Raw genomic sequence first — 18,154 nt, 5'->3', positions numbered from 1 at the left:
TTACCTGTCAAATACGCCTTTCGGAGGAAGAGATTCAGATTAATCATGCAATACAGCAATGTCTTTCAAAGAAAGACCATTTATAAATGTTGTGAAATTCTATGCTAAAGTACTGTAAAAACTGATATTTCCTACTAAAAATGATGATTTTATTTGTGTTTGTGGGTTATTAATAAAAAAAGGCACTTCTGAGGCATGCCTCAGAAATGCCTTTTTTTACCTGAACCGGCAATTATTTCAGTCTTGTGCCTTCTACCTCAATCATATCCATCAAAGTACCTGCAAAATGTTCTTCGTCTTTTTTCTTGATAACCATAGTCAGATCATAACCACCAGCCGAGAAAGCTGCATGCAATTCTTCTCCTTTCATTTCAACCGAAGTCATGGTGGCTACTTCTTTGGTTTCAGGATTGGTTATTTTGCCTATAATTTTATCTTCTTTCAATTCAAAAGACATGGGCATTTTTACATCGCCTTGTGGAGTGCCTTTTACTAATACTTCCCAGTTGCCTACAAAGAAGTTCTGATTTACCTGAGCTTTTGCCATTGAAATAGTGGCAAATAATACAACTAATGTGAAAACTGATTTTAGGTTTTTCATTGATTATTGATTGTTAAATAAAAAATTATTGTTTTTTGCCTTCAAAGGTTGAACCCATGGCTTCAATCTTGATTCTGCACTATTCTGGCAGGTTGAGCTTAAATTCCAGCCCTGTTACAATCATGAGCGTTCCGTTTTCAGCTTTCGGATTCACAAATACCACATATAAATCATGTAACCCCTCAACAGTACCAACAGGCACTTTCAGGATATTAGGCGCCATGCTCATTTTTTCTGAAGGCTCTAAAAACTCAGATTCGCCAACGAGTTTGCCTTTCGGGCCATCCAGACGCAACTCTACTTTACCACCTAAAGCATTTACCTGTGGTTTGGGTGCCATAGCCTGTATCTGCAATTCGGTGATACCACTTAAATCTACCTGATTGAGTACCATATAAGCACCCGATTTGGCTGGCATAGCCAGGTTACGGCCACTGAATGACATCTTGTTTACATCTTCGTATTTGTCGAAATCATGGGCACCTAAAGTGGCATTTCTCAACGTAAAGGTCTGCTCCGATTTCAACGATGGTAAGCCATTGGCTCCTTGGTCTTCGTAAGCCGCTCTTACAATATACACCCCTTTGCCTTTGTCGTTGGCAGGTAATTTGGCGGTGTAGGTGCCTTTCAGCGGTAAAGATTTGGCCTTTGGTTTTTCGTTGGCAATGTTCAGGATATACTTCACCATTTCGGTAGCATCAGCCGTTGACACCTGTGGGTGGCCTGCCATGGCAGTTTCGCCCCATACGCCACTACCCCCGCTGATTACTTTTTTGGCCAGTCGGTCAATGGCATCTTTATCGCCTTTGTATTTCATGGCTACGTCACGGTATGACGGCCCGATAGATTTTTTCTCTACACTATGGCAGGCTTTACAATCGCTGGCTTCAATCAGTTTTTTGCCCGGCGCAAAAGCCGCACTGGCGTCAGCCGAGCGGTGTCCCTGGGCAATGGCAATTTTATCAAACCCTTCGGCCAGATAATCAATGTTTACCGCTACATTTTCAGCATCAATGCCGTTATCAAGCGTACCGTCTTCCTTGTCTTTTACTTTAACATCATACTCAAATGATTTATTGGCCACGTAAAACGATTTATTGCCTTTGGGTATATCAAAACTCAATACCGGAGGCTCGTTACCTGCCACTATCTCAAGCGACTGGGCATTGGTGCCACCTTTGCCATCATTTACGGTAAGGGTAGCTTTATAAATACCCGGTTTGGTCAGGGTAAGGCTGGCATCTGGCGTGCTGATTACTTTATTGAAACCATTTTTAGAGGTAACCTGCCAGGTGTATTTCAAGACATCACCATCGGCATCGGTTGAGCCTTTAGAGCTCAATTTTAAGGTGAATGGCACTGCACCGCCCATCTGATTGGCCGCAACGGATATCTGTGGTTTGCGGTTGCCGCCATTGTATTCAATCCGAATCAAACGGGCGTCGTCGTTGGCTGTGAACCAGCCAGAGCCGTATTCAAGCATATATAAATCGCCGTTTTCGGCAAATTCCATATCCATCGGATTGCTGAATTTGTAGCTTGGCATAAAACGCTCCATCGATACATAATTGCCTTCTTTGTCCAATGTTACGGCCATAATCCAGCCACGCATCCACTCATAAATCAAGAGTTTACCATCATAATATTTAGGGAACGCACGTTGGGCTGTTTTGAAATTGTCTGAATAGAATACAGGCCCTGCCATGGCATTTCTACCACCACTACCCACCAGCGGGAACTCTTTAGAAGCCGCATACGGATACCAGATAAAGGCTTTCTGAGCCGGAGGTAATACTTTTAAGCCCGTATTGCTTGGCGAGGTATTGGTAGGGGCGTTTACATCCCATTTCTCTAATGATTTGCTGTTGGCAAAATCATATTTATTGTAGGCTTTGTTGTCGCCTACAAAGTGTGGCCAGCCAAAGTTACCAGCCTTGCGGGCTTGACCTACTTCGTCGTGTCCTGCCGGGCCTCTGTCGTCGGCAGGTTTGGCGGCGTCCGGTCCTACCTCGCCCCAGTAAACAAATCCGGTTTTGTTATCAACCGCAATTCTGAATGGGTTTCTGTGTCCCATTGTATAAATTTCAGGGCGGGTATTTGCCGTGCCTTTCGGGAACAGGTTGCCGTCAGGAATGGTATAGCTACCGTCAGCCGTTGGTTTGATTCTGATGATTTTACCTCTTAAATCGTTGGTATTGGCTGATGATTTCTGTGCATCCCACGATTCTCTGCCCGGTCTTTCGTCGCTTGGACTATAACCATTCGAACCATGCGGATTGGTATTATCTCCGGTTGACAGGTACAGGTTTCCGGCTTTATCCCAGGCAATTGAACCCCCTGTGTGGCAACATTCTTCCCGCTGGGTCGGAATCTCTAACAAGACTTTTTTCGACGAAAGCACCAGTTCATCACCTTTTAACTCATAACGGGTCAGGATATTTTTTGGCTCCTCTGGTATCGAATAAAACAGGTATATCCAATGATTTTGTGCAAAATTCGGGTCTTTGTTTAAGCCCATCAGCCCATCTTCACCCATTGATTCTTTCCCTTCCTTGTTTTTGTATTTGGTACTTACCGGAATGGTAGCAATGGTTTTCATTTGTTTGGTTTTGGTATTGTAGAGTTTTACAGCACCTTTACGCTCAATCAACAGAATACGGCCATCGTTCAATACGCTCAGTTCCATGGGCTCGTCCAGTTTTTCTTCTAAAACCACTTTGGCAAAGCGATTTTCTTCCGGACGGGCATTGGCATAATTTAAAGGTTTAGGGTTTGGCCCACCCATGGCATAGTTGATACCTGCATAGAGGTGATTCAGGAAAAGCGGCTCAACGAAAGTTTCGTCGGTATGGCCCATTGCGGTATAAAACGAGCGGCCACCGTCAAACTCCTGGTACCAGCTCATGGGGTGGTAGTCGGGGTTTTTGCCACCTTGGTAGGTTTTTTCATCAATGGTGAGCAATACATTGATTTTTGGCGAAATATCTTTGAAACTGTAAAATTCGTCACTTCTTTCAAAGGTATCGGGCATACCCTGTGTTGCCCAGTGGTTTTTCTGTACTACACTGTATTGGCCTTTTTGTACATTGCTCGGTACCATCGGGTGGTCTAAGAAATAAGCACCCGCCAGTTTGCCGTACCACGGCCAGTCATATTCGGTGTCGGTAGCTGCATGGATACCCACATAGCCGCCACCTGCCTGAATGAAGCGCTCAAATACAGCCTGTTGTTTGTCGTTCAATACGTCTCCGGTGGTATTCAGAAACACAACGGCATTGTATTTCTTTATGTCGGTTTCGTTAAAAGCCTCGGCGTCTTCGGTAAAGGTAGCATTAAAGCCTTTTTCGGTAGCCATTTTGGAAAGGGCTTTTTTGCCTGCGTCAATAGAGGCGTGTCTGAATGCAGCAGTTTTGCTGAAAACCAAAAGATTAGGTTTTTTGACTTGTGCCTGCACCCAGGAGTAGGAAAGGAATAAAGCCAGAAAAAAGGTACTGGTCTTAAAGCGTTTCATCATGATTGAATAATTGATTTTGAGTTTCGGAGAATGTTTAGGCATACTCTTGCTGATACAAATGTGGATACTTTAAGCATAGAAAACAAGATTTATTGTCTTTTTTTTAGACAATAATGAAATTTTGACTATTTTTGTATCCATCACAGAACGAATAGTACACATTTTAGAAAAAACGGACGGAACGTAAATTTATGCGTTATTTTTACTGAATACTTACTATCAGCCACATGAAGATATTGAACAAGGAAGATTACATAGAGCAGGTTTCTATTGACTGTGTTATTTTCGGATTTCACGACAGACAACTGAGGGTTTTATTACCTAAAATCAGGGTATTGAAAGACATCTGGACATTGCCCGGAGGTTTTATTCTGCAACAGGAAAGCCTTGATGAGGCTGCGCTCAGGATTCTGGCCGAACGCACGGGCATACGTGATATATATTTAGAGCAGTTTAAGGTTTTTGGCAGCCTTGAACGTTCGTCGCCCGGATTGATGGGGGAGGTGTTAGAGACACACAAAGATACCTTTGCCGAATTGGGCATGGTGGCCGACGATGTGAAATGGCTGCAACGCCGATTTATTTCGATAGGATATTATGCGCTCGTGGATATTCATCAGGTAGTACCTGAAATTTCGGAGTTAGATGAGTCGTGTGAGTGGTATGATGTGAAAGAGTTACCCATGCTGGCTTTTGACCATGCAGATATTATCACAAAAGCCCTTGAGAGCCTGCGATTGATGCTGAATCATAAACTGATAGGGTTTAATCTGCTGCCTGAAACTTTTACCATGAAAGAAGTACAGGATTTGTACGAAACTATCCTGGATAAGCCTTTCAGACGCAATAATTTTCAGAAAATGATTTTAGACCTGGATATATTAGAGCGACTGGAAAAGAAATTTACGGGGGCAGCTAACAAGGCTCCTTATCTGTATCGGTTTAAGCAAAAAGGCGGTGAGGGCGAAAGCTGATTCTATCTAAGGTAGAAATAGTGTCAACCAGCATTAAAATAAATCAGGTATGCCCATAGGAGATTTAGCCAGAAAAACAGGTTTTTCGAGAGTTACTATTCGTTATTAACAGGAATTTTAAAATCGAATTGTAGATAAAATAAATAAAGCAGCCTTGGTTAAAAGCCAAAACAAATATCAACCTTTATTCTGTTTCTGGAGGGGCAGAAATAAAATTTGTACCTGAAACCCTGTTCGGTGATAAACTCCATAAAGCCTTCAAACAGGGCGGGGGAGTTCTTTTTGCCTAATACAATGGTTTTGCCCTCATCGGTACTACTGGCCGTGATTTCTTCGTAGTGTATCCCAAACTTCTGTAAAGCATCTTTGAGAATCTCTCTTATGTTATTGATTTGCTGCATTAGTATCATATTCAGGTAAGTATAAGTACTCAGATTAAAATCCGGTAGGTTCAATTAAGTTAAAATGTGAAGGGGAAGAAATTGTAGTTTTTTATGCAGTAGTATTTATATAACAGATAAAACAGGGGATTTGTTATAAAAATGACCCGAAAAAAAAGGAGGGGCTGTCTCAAAAGTTTTTTACGCCAAATAATCTTCGGGATTTTTCCTCACCGCGCGGCGGCCGCCCCAACCCCTCTCCCGAGGGAGAGGGGCTAAAAGTCTCCCTCCGTGCGACGTCCGCTCCTTGTTCAGGAGAGGGAGATTTAGAGCGGACGCCGCGCGGGGTGAGGCGGCCGCCGCGCGGAGAGTCTGCGCCAAATAATATCGCTACGGCGCACCGTTTTGTGCGGTTTTCTTTTGAGACGCCCTCATCCCTTTGAAATGTATGTTTTATTTGTGAAATGTCAATAAAATAGTTGAAAGAAACTATCTGTTCTTAGAAATAGATAGGCAGTTTCAGTTGCCAGTCAGAAGTCAGAATTTTTCTGACAGCCTCTACATACTCATCAAAATCTTCGGGCTTGGTCAGAAACAGATTGGCTCCGGCATCAATCGCATTGGCCTGAATAACCGGGTCAAGGCTTGAGGTCAGAATAACAGAAAAAGTATTACTCAGTTTTTTGTCCTGTCTGATTTCTCTGAGGCACTCAAGGCCATCTTTTTTAGGCATATTAATGTCTAATACCACAATATTATAGGCCGGAGAATCGGGAGATTTTAAAATATTCATTAATTCTACGCCATCGCTTACCACTGTGAGCGAGGTAGGAATATTCACCTCTGTGAGTGCATTATTAAATATTTCCTGATAGTCTTTGTCGTCTTCTGCCAGAACTACGTTCAATGATACGTGCATAGTAAGGTATTTTATAATATGTGTAAATTTTATCGTTGGGGCTAACACATGGCGTTTCTGCAAAAGCTGTTCTACTTTTCAAACGAGTTCAGTTAATGCAGCTACAGGATAGTCTGCTGAAACTATCTGTTAAGTGTTACTACAATTTTAGCAATGGATTGACCGGAGCGAAGTTTAGTTTTCATGGGCTTTAGAAACTTCATCCATCTACTTTTCTATTTATGTGTTATGTTGGGTTTCGTTATGTATCTATAAAAATAGTTTTTTTTGTTGAAAAATTGCCTTTTCGGCTAAAAAAAATCTAATTTTAACTGAAATTTAATGAAAAAATACACATTTTACTCATTTTGAACCCCGTGCGCTATCCATTTACAATGGTTCCTCCGTTTACGTGTAATACCTGACCTGTGATATAACTGGCATCATCAGAAGCTAAAAAAACATAGGCGGGAGCCACTTCTGCCGGTTGCCCTGCTCTCTGCATGGGCGTATCTTTGCCAAAAGTATCTAATGTTTCATCAGGGAAAGTAGAAGCAATCAGCGGGGTCCATATCGGACCTGGTGCTACGGCATTCACTCTTATTTTTTTGCTGTTCAGCATACCTGACAAAGAGCGTGTAAATGAGACGATAGCTCCTTTTGAGGAAGAGTAATCTAACAGGAAAGGATTGCCCGTATAAGCCGTGCTTGAAGTGGTATTGATAATAGAACTTCCTTCTTTCAGATGCGGCAAGGCTGCCTGTACCAGAAAAAGCTGCGAAAATATATTAGTCCTGAATGTTTTAAGCAGGTTCTTTTCTTCTATTTTTTCAATATCGGCAGGAAACTGAAACGCTGCATTATTGACCAGTATATCCAGTTGTTTCCATTTATCTATTACCTGGCGGATAACCTTACGGCAATTTTTTTCAATACTTATATCTGCATTTATCAGCAGAGCTTCACTCCCTTTCTCTTCTACCAGTTTCTTTGTTTCTTTTGCATCGGCATCGTCGTCAATGTAAACAATGCCTACTCTGGCTCCTTCTCTGGCAAAAGCTATACAAATAGCTCTGCCTATTCCACTATCGCCCCCGGTTACGATAGCTACTTTATCAGCCAGTTTTTTATTGAGTGTATCATATTCTCTTTCAAAGACGGGTTTTACTTTCATTGCTGCTTCAGCCGAAGTTTTCTTGTCGATTTTTTCTTTATCCGATTTCATTGTGTAGATTTTTTTAATAGTTAATGCTCTATTTTATTGGTAGGATTGTTCTTCAAAACCCAGACTGATACAGATTTTCTGTTGACGTAAAAGGTGCCTATGCCGTTTTCATCAATGATTACTTCTTTCTTGCTTTTCTGCAAAAAATCAACATAGTGTTTACCGCTATACTTTTTGCCTACCTCCATTTTTTTTTCTTCTTTTTCACTATTCGACAAAATTACTACGCAACCGGGGTATTGTTCATTTCCTTCTCTGACCCACCCAATGCAGTTTTGTTGGTCGAAATAATCTTTTTGTTGACCATAAGCATAATACTTACGAAGTGTTAATAATTGCTGAAGCTCTTTGATCTGAGGCATAACAATTTTATGGTATTTACCGTCTTTCCCTTTATCTTCATAAGTAGTGCCATAGAAGTCGCCATAGAATACACAAGGATAGCCCTCTTCTCTTAATAAAATAAGCGCATAGGCTAAAGGTTTAAACCAAGGTTCGACAGATGATTCTAAAGATTGAATAGGCTGAGTATCGTGATTTTCGACGAATGTTACTGCCAGTAAAGGCTGTACGCTTACCAAAGAATTGTCGAAGATGGTGCGGAGGTCGTAGCTGTCTGTACAAGAAGCCAAGTGTAAATTGTAATGAAGAGGAATATCAAACATATGAATTTTACCATCGGTTGCTTCGATGTATTTTTCCAGTTGGTCAAGTTTTTTGTCAGTCCAGTACTCACCCACTGCAAATAAATCAGGCTTGAGGTGCTGCCGCATAAAATCGAGCCATTCTACCGGAAAATCGGGTGTAATATGTTTGAGGGCATCGAGCCTTACTCCATCAAAATGAGCTGTTTCATAATACCACCTGCCCCATTGTTTTAAATGGTTGCGCACAGCGGGGTTGCGGTATTCAATGTCTGAAAGCATCAGAAAATCATAATTTGGTTTGTCATTGCCAATCACATTTTCCCAGGTATCGCCATACTCATTCAGAATCTTGAATACCCCTTTCTGCTGTAAATCCACCGCACAATCTATGCCTGAAAAACACTGATAGTTCCAGACGAAATCTGAATACTTACCTTCTCTTCCCGGAAAAGTAAATCTTGTTAGTGCTTCTATCTGCATAGGCTCTGACCAATTCTCTACATTATTTTCCGGGTTCATTTTTTTTACCCATACCTTCTCCGTTTCATCAGCACCCGCCAGATGATTCAATACTACATCGGCATATACCCTGATATTGTTTTTGTGTAGTGTGCTAATCATACTGATATATTCTTCTCTGGTACCGTATTTGGTTCTGATAGTACCTTTCTGGTGAAACTCGCCTAAGTCATAATGATCATAAATATCATATCCTCTTGATATAGCTCCTTCGGCACCTTTATAGGCTGGAGGAACCCAAACGGCTGTAATGCCCTTGTGTGCAAGATTTTCAGCTTCTGTCGCTAATTTATTCCATAGCGTGCCATCAGCAGGATAATACCATTCAAAGTATTGCAGAATTACTCCATTTATTTCCATGAATTAAAGTATTAAAGAGCCTGAGAACAATAGTTTATTCTTCTAGTAGGGAGGTCAGTTGTAATCGGATTTACGTTTAGTTATCAATACTCATTTTTCGGTGCCTGATGTTCAGCTAATCTGTTCTAATACCTTTCTAATACCTTACTATTATTAAATTTATCTGTTTAGTTGTAGTTTTATTTTGTTTAATTAATAGTTAGAATAACAATTTATTTGTTAAACAAAAAGCGTATGCCATATTCTCATTGAGGATATTTATACGGCAAATGGAATGAAATACAGCTATACTGATATCTGATAAGTAGTAAATGAGTAATTATCTCTACAGATTCTTAAATGGAGCAGAGTTTTAAGCAAAGAAGTATCTCTTTAAATAAAATTTTAAAATTCTGTAACTATGAAAGCGACCTCTTTTCTTAAGAAAAATGGACTCTCTATTTCATTGTTGGTATTGTTTCTTTTGTTTTGGGCAGGCCAGGCATTTACAGGCTGGAAAGTCTATAATGAAGAACTTTTAGAAGACGGAGGCTATTCTATGTCTTTTGTTGACTATCTGACAAGCGGACACTTTGTATCGGCTACCTTTGAAAACTGGGAAAGCGAGTTTTTGCAGATGTTTGTGTTTGTAGTGTTTAGTATATTTCTCTACCAAAAGGGTTCTCCGGAGTCGAACCCCTTAAAAGATAACGAAACTGAGAAACCCAATGAACGTAAAAGTCGGCATCAGATGGTACGACAGGGTGGTATATTCAAATGGATGTATGCTAATTCATTAAGTATTGTCCTTTTAATCTTTTTTATACTGTCGTTTGTCATCCATAGCTGGGGGAGTTTCAGGCATCACCAAACTGAGCAATTGTTAAAAAAAGAAAATGCTGAATCTTATGCAACTTATGTATCAGGCACTGACTTCTGGTTTGAATCGTTTCAGAACTGGCAAAGCGAGTTTTTAGCCGTATTTGTGATTGTTTATTTTACTGTTTTCCTTCGCCAGCAGGGGTCTCCACAATCCAAAAAAGTTGATTCGGAAGATGAGGAATATGAATAAATAAAATTGTCTTTCCAAACGGTTTGCAGGCGCTTGTAGCCAACAGGTGAATGGTTATTATAGAATCTATGTAAATTTTTTACCTCGTTACCTTATCAGTTGCCCGATTATCAGGTAACATAATTCCCATAAAACAGCGTTATGATAGCTTTTCTGAAGTGGTACATTTTTTTTATACTTCAAGACAATTCCTCTTTTTATTAATTAATTAATTAAATAGCAAACTCATGAAAAATTTTGTGACAACAGACCAAGATGGTGAAAAACTGAAAGAACTGTTTGTAGATGGATTAAAAGATATTTACTGGGCAGAAAAACATCTGACAAAAGCATTGCCAAAACTGGCTAAAGCGGCTACTTCTGAAGACCTGAAAAGTGCTTTTGAGGCGCATCTTGGCGAAACAGAAACACACGTAACCAAAGTAGAACAGGTGTTTGAGATGCTTGGCGAAAAAGCAAAGGCAAAGGTTTGTCCGGCTATGGAAGGGCTATTGAAAGAAGGAGACGAAATAGTGGAAATGACCGAGAAGGGAACAATAGTGAGAGACTGCGGACTGATTATGGCCGCACAAAAAGTAGAACATTATGAAATAGCTTCTTATGGCACACTAAGAACACTTGCCCGTATTTTAGGGCACTACGATGCTGCCGAAGTTTTGCAGACTATACTTGATGAAGAGGGAGCGGCAGACAAGAAACTCACAGACCTTGCAGAGGCGCATATCAACGAAGAAGCTGCACAGGAATAATGATATTCGTGAAAGAATAAGAAAGTTTGTTTAAGTCAGAATCAGCTTTGCTATAGGTGAGGCTGATTTTTTTATGTGCATTACAACTCTATATGCCCAATTACTGACAGATTTTTAAGTGCCTGAATGCGGGCCTTTAAGGCCGATGCTTTCATTTTCATTATCTGCATCTGTGCTTCTATAATCAGGGTTTTGGTTTTCAGAAGGTGCAGACGGGCTTCTTCCATTAGTTTTTTATGTTCTTTTTGTTGTGTTGACATGACTTTGGTTATTTTAATGATAACAGCAATTCTGATAGATTATTATATCTATTGACAAATCTTGTGCCATCATTTACTGAACGGTTTTATACCCTTGAAAATCCCGTAATTGTATCAAAATGAAGGTATATGGCCCCATATCTACAGAAAGTATCTGCTAAAAGCTGTTTTTTATCGGTGGGTATTTTTAACCACATATCCTGATTAATATTCCTCAACATGTGCCCGATAACTACCTGAATATGAACAATCTGCGTTAATAAACAAAGGAATGATTATTTAGAATAATTCTATGATTAAAATCAGCAGAGAAAATTATGACAAGTTTTGAAACAGATGATTATTCGTTTCCTCACGAGAAGCAGATAGTAGAGGTGCATGAGGAAGATAATATTGATACCCTACTTTGTTTTGCCCACATTCAATGGGAGTCGGTTTTTCAGCGGCCGCAGCATCTGATGAGTCATGCTGCCAAAAAATGGCGTGTATTTTATATGGAAGAACCAACGTTTGAAGAAACTGCTGAAGAACCCGAAATGAGTGTAAAAGAACTCAGCAAGCATAAAAATCTGTATGTGGTTCAGATGAAACTGCCACAGGCTTTAGCAACAAATGAGAGTAACAAGCGTATCACAGAACTGCTTGCCCGGCTCTGCCATGATTATAAAATTGAAAACTATGGTACATGGTATTATGCGCCATCCAGTATTCATTATACTTCAGCGTTGTACCCAAGGGTAGCCGTCTATGACTGTGTAAACCCGATTCGTACCCGACAGCCTGCTTTGATAGACACCGAGAATGAGTTAATTTCGCAGACCGACCTTGTGTTTGTGAATGGCCAGACACTCTACGAGGCCAAGCGAAACTGGCATCCACAGGTATATAATTTTCCGAGTAGTATAGAAAAAGCGCATTTTATGCAGGCACGCATAGAACTCCCTGAACCCGCCGACCAGGAAGAGATACTGTATCCGAGATTAGGTATGTATGGGGCTATTGATGAATGTTTTGACGTTGAAATGCTCCGGGCTTTGGCAGACCGCCGCCCCGACTGGCAGTTTATATTAATTGGGCCTATCGTAGATATTGATGAAAGGACTTTGCCAAAAGCCGAAAATATTCATTACCTCGGCGAAAAACCGTATCAGGAATTGCCCTCATACATCAGTAACTGGAATATGGCACTGATGCTTGTCTCAACAGAGAAGGCTACGAATGTTCATTCGCCCACACGGACACCTGAGTATCTGGCAGCCTTTAAGCCTATTGTGGCAACTCCGGTGGCTGATGTGCTAAGTCCTTATCAGGAAATGGGGCTGGTAAGTACAGCCGCAGATGTATATGAGTTTGAGGCCGCCATTGAAGAGGCTTTATCTTATGACAAACGAAAAGAATGGAAGAAAAAGATAGACGATTTTCTGAAAACCCATTCGTGGGATATTACCTGGCAACAGATGCGGCACCTTATCAAAACACATATTATTGCCTGACAGGAATTTTCCTGAAAGACCCATAAAATGCTTTCATGTAGTGTACTTGAAAGCATTTTACGTTTTTGATAACCAAAAACACTTTTCGTATTCAGAGATATTGAAAAACGCTGAATAATTTTAAGAGTAGTAAGGTTTTTTTCAAAGCATGTAATTAAAGCAAAAGAGTTTTAGAAAACATCCGCTAAACATTTTGGTTAAAATTCAGTTATACCTATCAAATCAGATAAAGCCACTTTTGCTGTAAAAAATAACATTTTGCTGAAAACCAGCTTCACTGATTCTTTTTGCACAACTTCACTTAACCTCAATTTACATTCTGATACAAGTCAGAGTTAATTATCTCTGTTTTGTGAGAGGCAAATTACAATGAGAAGTATTAGATTCGGCTTAATCAATTATTAGAATTTCATTAGAATCGGTAATTTCTTGTAAATGAAGATATTATTAGTCGATGATGACCCGAGTACTGTTCGACTTATCAGGCAAGAATTAGAGGATAATGGTTATGAGGTAAACTATGCCTACGATGGCCTGATAGCTAAACAACTTGTGCTGCGTAATACTTACGACGGTATTATTCTGGATATTATACTGCCCGGACTAAACGGCCTTGTATTGTTAAAAGAACTACGTGAGGCAGGGATTCAGACCCACGTGTTAATTCTGTCGGCTTTGGGGAGTGCTGACGATAAAATAGCAGGTTTTGATGCCGGAGCCGACCAGTATATGGTAAAACCTTTGCATTTGCCTGAAATACTGGCAAGGATACGTGCACTTACCAGACGCGCGTCGGAAGTGCTTATGACCGCACAGATATTACGTTTTGACGGACTCACATTAAATATGGATACTAAACAGGTAAACCGTGATTGTAAAATTCTGGACCTTACGGCAATGGAATTTAAGTTGCTTGAATATTTTCTGAGAAATCAGGGGAGGGTGTTATCGAAAGTACAGATTGCTGAAAAGGTATGGGATGTTAATTTTGACAAAGGCACCAATTATGTAGAGGTGTATATTAATTATCTTCGGAAAAAAGTCGATAAAGGCTTTGACAGAAAACTGATTCATACAGTGTTTGGCATGGGGTATGTGCTGAGGTAGGGGAATTGTCGATTTTCGATTTCGGATTGTCGAATTAATAAAATACATTCCACAATTTGCATCGCAACTGTGAACCGTTCAAAATCGACAGTTTCCAAACATTCGACAATCTGCATCGCAACGGCGACCCGTTTGAAAATCGACAATCACTTGACAATCATTCGACAATAAAAATTGACAATCTGCAATCGACATTCCACAATTCCTTACCTTTGCAGGAGTTTTTAGCAAATGGTTCAGGCAACTGAACTGTTCATCAACAAACCTGCGTACATGGCAAATACCCCCGAAGAGAAAGTAATAAAGGCTACTTATTTCAGCATTGTTGGCAATATTGCTTTAGCGTCGATCAAATGGCTGGCCGGATTCTTCGGTAATTCTTATGCACTTATTGCAGATGCCATTGAATCAACTGCTGATATTTTTTCTTCACTCCTCGTGCTTTTAGGTATCAGATATGCCAGTCGGCCTGCCGATAAAAATCACCCTTACGGGCATGGTCGTATAGAACCCCTCATTACCTTTCTGATAGTGGGTTTTCTGATTATTTCGGCAACGCTCATTGCTTACGAAAGTATTGAAAAAATCAAGACCCCCCACGCATTACCCAAACCCTGGACACTGATTGTATTGGGGGTAATTATACTCTGGAAAGAAGCTTCGTATCAGATTGTTATCAGAAGAAGCCGGGAAACCAACAGTTCATCGCTGAAAGCCGATGCCTGGCATCACAGAAGCGATGCCATTACGTCGGTAGCGGCATTTATCGGTATTTCTATTGCCCTGATTTTAGGACAAGGCTACGAAGCAGCCGACGATTGGGCGGCTTTGTTTGCAGCAGGTTTTATTTTTTATAACTGCTACCTGATTGTTCGTCCGGCTTTAGGCGAGATTATGGACGAAAATATGTATGAAGATGTGATTGAGGCTATCAGAGAAAAATCTTTAGAAGTAGAGGGGGTATTAGGCACCGAAAAATGCTTTGTCAGAAAAGCAGGGATGAAGTACCATGTGGACCTGCACATAGAAGTAGATGCCGATATGAGCGTAAGAGACAGCCACAGGGTTGCTCATAACCTGAAAGACTACCTGCAAGCCCAAATACCAGCATTAGACCTGATACTGATTCATGTAGAGCCACATGAGTAGTAGATTGACTCTTTGTTTAAAATAATTCAGCAATAAAACAGCTACCACTATTAAGCTATGCTTCAGGCCGCTTTACAAAAAATAGGAAGATTTGAAACGGCCGATATAGCATTGGCCGAAACACTGATACCCGTAAGGCAATTGAAGAAGAATGAAACATTGCTTGCCGAAGGAACGGTATGCCGCTCTGTTTTTTTGTTGGTATCGGGGGCGGTATATCAGTTTGGTATGAATGATATTAATGAAAATGTGATTGATTTATACCTTGCCAACGACTGGATAATGAACTACCCGAGTTTTGTGGGTCAGAAACCTTCTGCTACACAAATCAAGACCTATACCGATTGTGAGGTGTTAGAATTGACTATCTATACAATACATCATCTGATAGAGACTTCGCCGATATTCTTTCAGTTGGGCAAAGTAATGGAACAAGGCATGGCCCGTATGCATTATTTTGATAATGCCCTTACGCCGCTCCAGAAATATAATCACCTGATGGAAACCAAACCACAACTGCTCCAGCATTTTCCGTTAAAAATGATAGCTTCTTACCTGAAAATGACTCCCGAAACCCTGAGCAGGGTAAGAGGCATGTACTGACAGACAGGTATTTCTTGATTTGAATCAAGCAATTATTGAGAGATGATGAGTGATTTTTGTGGCTCATATTTCTCAACAATCTTATGGAACCTCAATTCAGAAAAATGGCTGCTTTATGCCTCTTCATTGGCTCTTTATTAGCCACCCTTACCATGCTACTACACCCAAGCGGAGGGAGTCTGGCGCATATTGCTCAAATAAAAAGTACGCTTGTTTTTTCGCATGCCTTAGCTATTTTTTGTTTGCCTTTTATTGGCTTTGGGGCATGGGGTTTATCAGTACTGTTGCAGACACCGGGCAGAATAGCCATGCTTCCGTTCTTTGTTTTTTGTACCGGACTCATAGCCGCCATGATAGCCGGGGCTGTCAATGGGTTGGTATTGCCTTTTTTTGTAGCAAAATATTACAATGCGGGTATTGACGAACAGGTACTGAAGGCTATTATTGGTTATGGCAGGTATCTCAATGCCTCAATGGATTATATCTTTATTTCGGCTTGTGCTTTTGCCATAGGCTTGTGGTCGGCGATGATTCTAATCACAGCCCGATTGCCTCAATGGATAGCTTATTATGGTTTTGGTTGTCTTATGGTGGGTTTGGTGGGTGTGCTGACCCATTTCAACTTTATCAGTGTTTTTGGGTTCAGAGTTTTTATTTTTGGTTTAGTAAGCTGGCTGGTACTGGTAGGGGGATTGATGTTTTGGGAGAAGGAATGAAAAATGAGTTGTTTTACCAGAGATTTACACAAAAATCAGCAAGAACCTAACTTCATCTTAAAAAAGACAATGGCCATTAGTATAAAATCACCTACAAAATTAAATACATGAAATCAGTTGAAGTAATCTACAAAAACGCCTGGCCTTATCTGCAAAATAAGATGAATCTTCCGGTAGAAAATTTAAGCAATGCCATTCCATTCTACGAAAAAATTATGGGGTTTGAGCAAACGGCACATAGCAATAGTCCTTATAAATCAGCCATATTGAAAAGAAATGAAATAGAAATTGGTCTGTCCGAGAATGGGGAAGACCCCTCGCAGGATGGTTGCTTCTTTGAGGTAAACGATGTGCAGGCGGCATTTGATGAATTAAGGGCTAATGGTTTTACCAAAGAGAACCCTGATTTCAGTTTTCAGCAACATGGCGCTACCCGATGGAAAGTATTTTTTGTGGTTGCCCCTGATGGCTTATGCTATTGCATCGGCGAAATGCAGAAGTAAGCGCAGGTAAATCAGGGTTAGACAGCAAAAACTTTTATACCCTGATTATTTGGGTCTGTTTAAAAATAAATGCCTATTTTCGTGCAGCAACAAGCAAAGAAAGTATGAAGCTGACACAATTATTCAAGGATTTTATTGAGAGTGAAAAAGCGGGTGGTATTATCCTGATTGCCTGTACTGCTGTTTCTTTACTGATAGCCAATACAGGTATGGCTGAAAATTATGCACATATCTGGCATTTTCAGATGGGCGGCCACTCGGTAGAGCATTGGATAAACGATGGGCTGATGGCTATCTTTTTTTTGCTGATTGGTCTTGAACTGGAAAGGGAAGTTTATTTAGGCGAACTGGCTCAGATAAAAGATGCACTCTTACCTATTTTCGGGGCTATTGGTGGTATGGTAGTGCCTGCGTTATTGTTTTTGGTTTTTAACTGGGGTACAGCAGGCCAAGCCGGAGCAGGGGTGCCGATGGCTACCGATATTGCCTTTGCGCTGGGTATATTATCATTATTAAACGATAGAGTTCCGGCTTCGTTAAAGGTTTTCCTGACTGCCCTGGCTGTGATAGACGACCTCGGAGCTATTTTAGTAATTGCCATTTTCTATACCAAAACATTGCTTTGGAGTAACCTGCTCATGGCACTCGGTATATTTGTTGTTTTAGTGATATTTAACCGCCTTAAAGTCAGAAATCTGATACCTTATATAATCGGAGGCATAGCCATGTGGTATTTTATGTTGCACTCGGGTGTACATGCTACTATTACCGGCGTATTATTGGCTTTTGCCGTACCTTTTGGCAATGGCGACGAGAAATCGACCTCCTATATTTTACAGCATTATCTGCATAAACCTGTGGCTTTTATCATACTTCCGGTTTTTGCACTGGCCAATACCGCTATCATGATTAGCGGAAATATAGGAGAAATACTGACACAGACTTACAGTATAGGTATAGCAATAGGACTTGTTATTGGTAAACCTTTGGGCATTTTTCTATTGGCTTTTATAGCGGTAAAGAGTAAAATCTGTAAACTTCCTGACGACCTTGACTGGAAATCGATAGGTGGTGTCGGGTTTTTAGGTGGTATCGGTTTTACGATGTCTATTTTTATTACGCTACTGGCATTTGATGATGCGGTGATTATCAATAATGCCAAATTTGTCATTCTGTTGGCATCGCTTGTTGCCGGTGCGCTGGGCTATTTTTCGCTGAACCTGGTATTGAAGAAGAATGTATCAGTTGATTCATGAGTATGGTAGCTATGTGTGAAGTTTTATGAAATAAGTACTTCTTTGGTAAACCTGATTAATGCAGTCAAATCAAAACCTGATAAAAGCAGGTTTCATCAACCTGTGTTTGTAATTCTTTCCTTATCTTTGAAATACCAATTCAACCTTTT

The 18,154-nt window shown here is 40.5% G+C and carries 17 protein-coding genes; 10 read left to right on the top strand and 7 right to left on the bottom strand.

Annotation, left to right across the window (positions count from 1 at the left end; translation table 11 throughout):
* Positions 1-232 precede the first annotated feature (232 nt).
* Positions 233-601, bottom strand: a complete 369-nt coding sequence (locus EWM59_RS18115; RefSeq protein ID WP_130022668.1) for a hypothetical protein — start codon at positions 599-601, stop codon at positions 233-235.
* A 79-nt stretch (positions 602-680) separates the two neighbouring features.
* Positions 681-4,157, bottom strand: a complete 3,477-nt coding sequence (locus tag EWM59_RS18110; protein WP_374755954.1) for a ThuA domain-containing protein — start codon at positions 4,155-4,157, stop codon at positions 681-683.
* Between the two features lie 185 nt (positions 4,158-4,342).
* Between EWM59_RS18110 and EWM59_RS18105 the strand changes: the two genes are divergently transcribed.
* Positions 4,343-5,089 carry an NUDIX hydrolase gene (locus EWM59_RS18105; protein ID WP_130022667.1) on the top strand — a complete coding sequence of 249 codons (747 nt, stop codon included), beginning with the start codon at positions 4,343-4,345 and terminating at the stop codon, positions 5,087-5,089.
* A gap of 158 nt (positions 5,090-5,247) precedes the next feature.
* On the opposite strand, the gene EWM59_RS18100 is transcribed toward EWM59_RS18105, so the two are convergent.
* The 4 genes from EWM59_RS18100 to EWM59_RS18085 all read right to left on the bottom strand — a co-directional run bounded on the left by EWM59_RS18100 (position 5,248) and on the right by EWM59_RS18085 (position 9,118).
* On the bottom strand, positions 5,248-5,544 hold the full coding sequence (locus EWM59_RS18100; RefSeq protein WP_130022666.1) for a hypothetical protein: 297 nt from the start codon (positions 5,542-5,544) through the stop codon (positions 5,248-5,250).
* Positions 5,545-5,968: 424 nt separating this feature from the next.
* A complete protein-coding gene (locus tag EWM59_RS18095; RefSeq protein WP_130022665.1) occupies positions 5,969-6,388 on the bottom strand; it encodes a response regulator in 420 nt (139 codons plus the stop codon).
* A gap of 361 nt (positions 6,389-6,749) precedes the next feature.
* Entirely contained in the window at positions 6,750-7,592 is an 843-nt protein-coding gene (locus tag EWM59_RS18090; RefSeq protein ID WP_130022664.1) for an SDR family oxidoreductase, read from the bottom strand.
* Positions 7,593-7,612: 20 nt separating this feature from the next.
* Positions 7,613-9,118: an alpha-amylase gene (locus tag EWM59_RS18085; protein WP_207220016.1), complete on the bottom strand. Its 1,506-nt coding sequence runs from the start codon at positions 9,116-9,118 to the stop codon at positions 7,613-7,615.
* Positions 9,119-9,518: 400 nt separating this feature from the next.
* Here EWM59_RS18085 and EWM59_RS18080 point away from each other — a divergent pair, with 400 nt between their 5' ends.
* Positions 9,519-10,169 (top strand): DUF6766 family protein, encoded by a 651-nt coding sequence (locus tag EWM59_RS18080; RefSeq protein ID WP_130022663.1) that lies wholly within the window; start codon positions 9,519-9,521, stop codon positions 10,167-10,169.
* A gap of 227 nt (positions 10,170-10,396) precedes the next feature.
* On the top strand, positions 10,397-10,918 hold the full coding sequence (locus EWM59_RS18075; protein WP_130022662.1) for a YciE/YciF ferroxidase family protein: 522 nt from the start codon (positions 10,397-10,399) through the stop codon (positions 10,916-10,918).
* Between the two features lie 80 nt (positions 10,919-10,998).
* Here the strand turns inward: EWM59_RS18075 and EWM59_RS18070 are convergent, their stop codons facing one another.
* Complete coding sequence (locus EWM59_RS18070; protein ID WP_130022661.1) at positions 10,999-11,178, bottom strand: hypothetical protein; 180 nt, start codon at positions 11,176-11,178, stop codon at positions 10,999-11,001.
* A 317-nt stretch (positions 11,179-11,495) separates the two neighbouring features.
* On the opposite strand from EWM59_RS18070, the gene EWM59_RS18065 reads away from it, so the two are divergent.
* From EWM59_RS18065 to nhaA, 7 genes are all read left to right on the top strand, one after another.
* The gene (locus tag EWM59_RS18065; protein ID WP_130022660.1) at positions 11,496-12,671 is read left to right on the top strand and encodes a glycosyltransferase family protein; all 1,176 of its coding nucleotides are present in this window, start codon (positions 11,496-11,498) and stop codon (positions 12,669-12,671) included.
* A 435-nt stretch (positions 12,672-13,106) separates the two neighbouring features.
* On the top strand, positions 13,107-13,778 hold the full coding sequence (locus tag EWM59_RS18060; protein ID WP_130022659.1) for a response regulator transcription factor: 672 nt from the start codon (positions 13,107-13,109) through the stop codon (positions 13,776-13,778).
* A gap of 273 nt (positions 13,779-14,051) precedes the next feature.
* The gene (locus EWM59_RS18055) at positions 14,052-14,927 is read left to right on the top strand and encodes a cation diffusion facilitator family transporter (RefSeq protein ID WP_130022658.1); all 876 of its coding nucleotides are present in this window, start codon (positions 14,052-14,054) and stop codon (positions 14,925-14,927) included.
* A 57-nt stretch (positions 14,928-14,984) separates the two neighbouring features.
* Positions 14,985-15,530, top strand: coding sequence for a Crp/Fnr family transcriptional regulator (locus EWM59_RS18050; RefSeq protein WP_130022657.1), 546 nt, complete (start codon positions 14,985-14,987; stop codon positions 15,528-15,530).
* Between the two features lie 83 nt (positions 15,531-15,613).
* Positions 15,614-16,246: a hypothetical protein gene (locus EWM59_RS18045; protein ID WP_130022656.1), complete on the top strand. Its 633-nt coding sequence runs from the start codon at positions 15,614-15,616 to the stop codon at positions 16,244-16,246.
* 107 nt (positions 16,247-16,353) lie between these two features.
* The gene (locus EWM59_RS18040) at positions 16,354-16,749 is read left to right on the top strand and encodes a VOC family protein (protein ID WP_130022655.1); all 396 of its coding nucleotides are present in this window, start codon (positions 16,354-16,356) and stop codon (positions 16,747-16,749) included.
* On the top strand, positions 16,719-18,005 hold the full coding sequence (nhaA, locus tag EWM59_RS18035; RefSeq protein ID WP_310587879.1) for a Na+/H+ antiporter NhaA: 1,287 nt from the start codon (positions 16,719-16,721) through the stop codon (positions 18,003-18,005). The genes EWM59_RS18040 and nhaA overlap by 31 nt, the downstream gene beginning before the upstream one ends.
* Positions 18,006-18,154 lie beyond the last annotated feature (149 nt).

The sequence above is a fragment of the Emticicia agri genome (assembly GCF_004168285.1).
GTDB lineage: Bacteria > Bacteroidota > Bacteroidia > Cytophagales > Spirosomataceae > Emticicia > Emticicia agri.
This window is presented reverse-complemented; position numbering and strand designations above follow the sequence as displayed.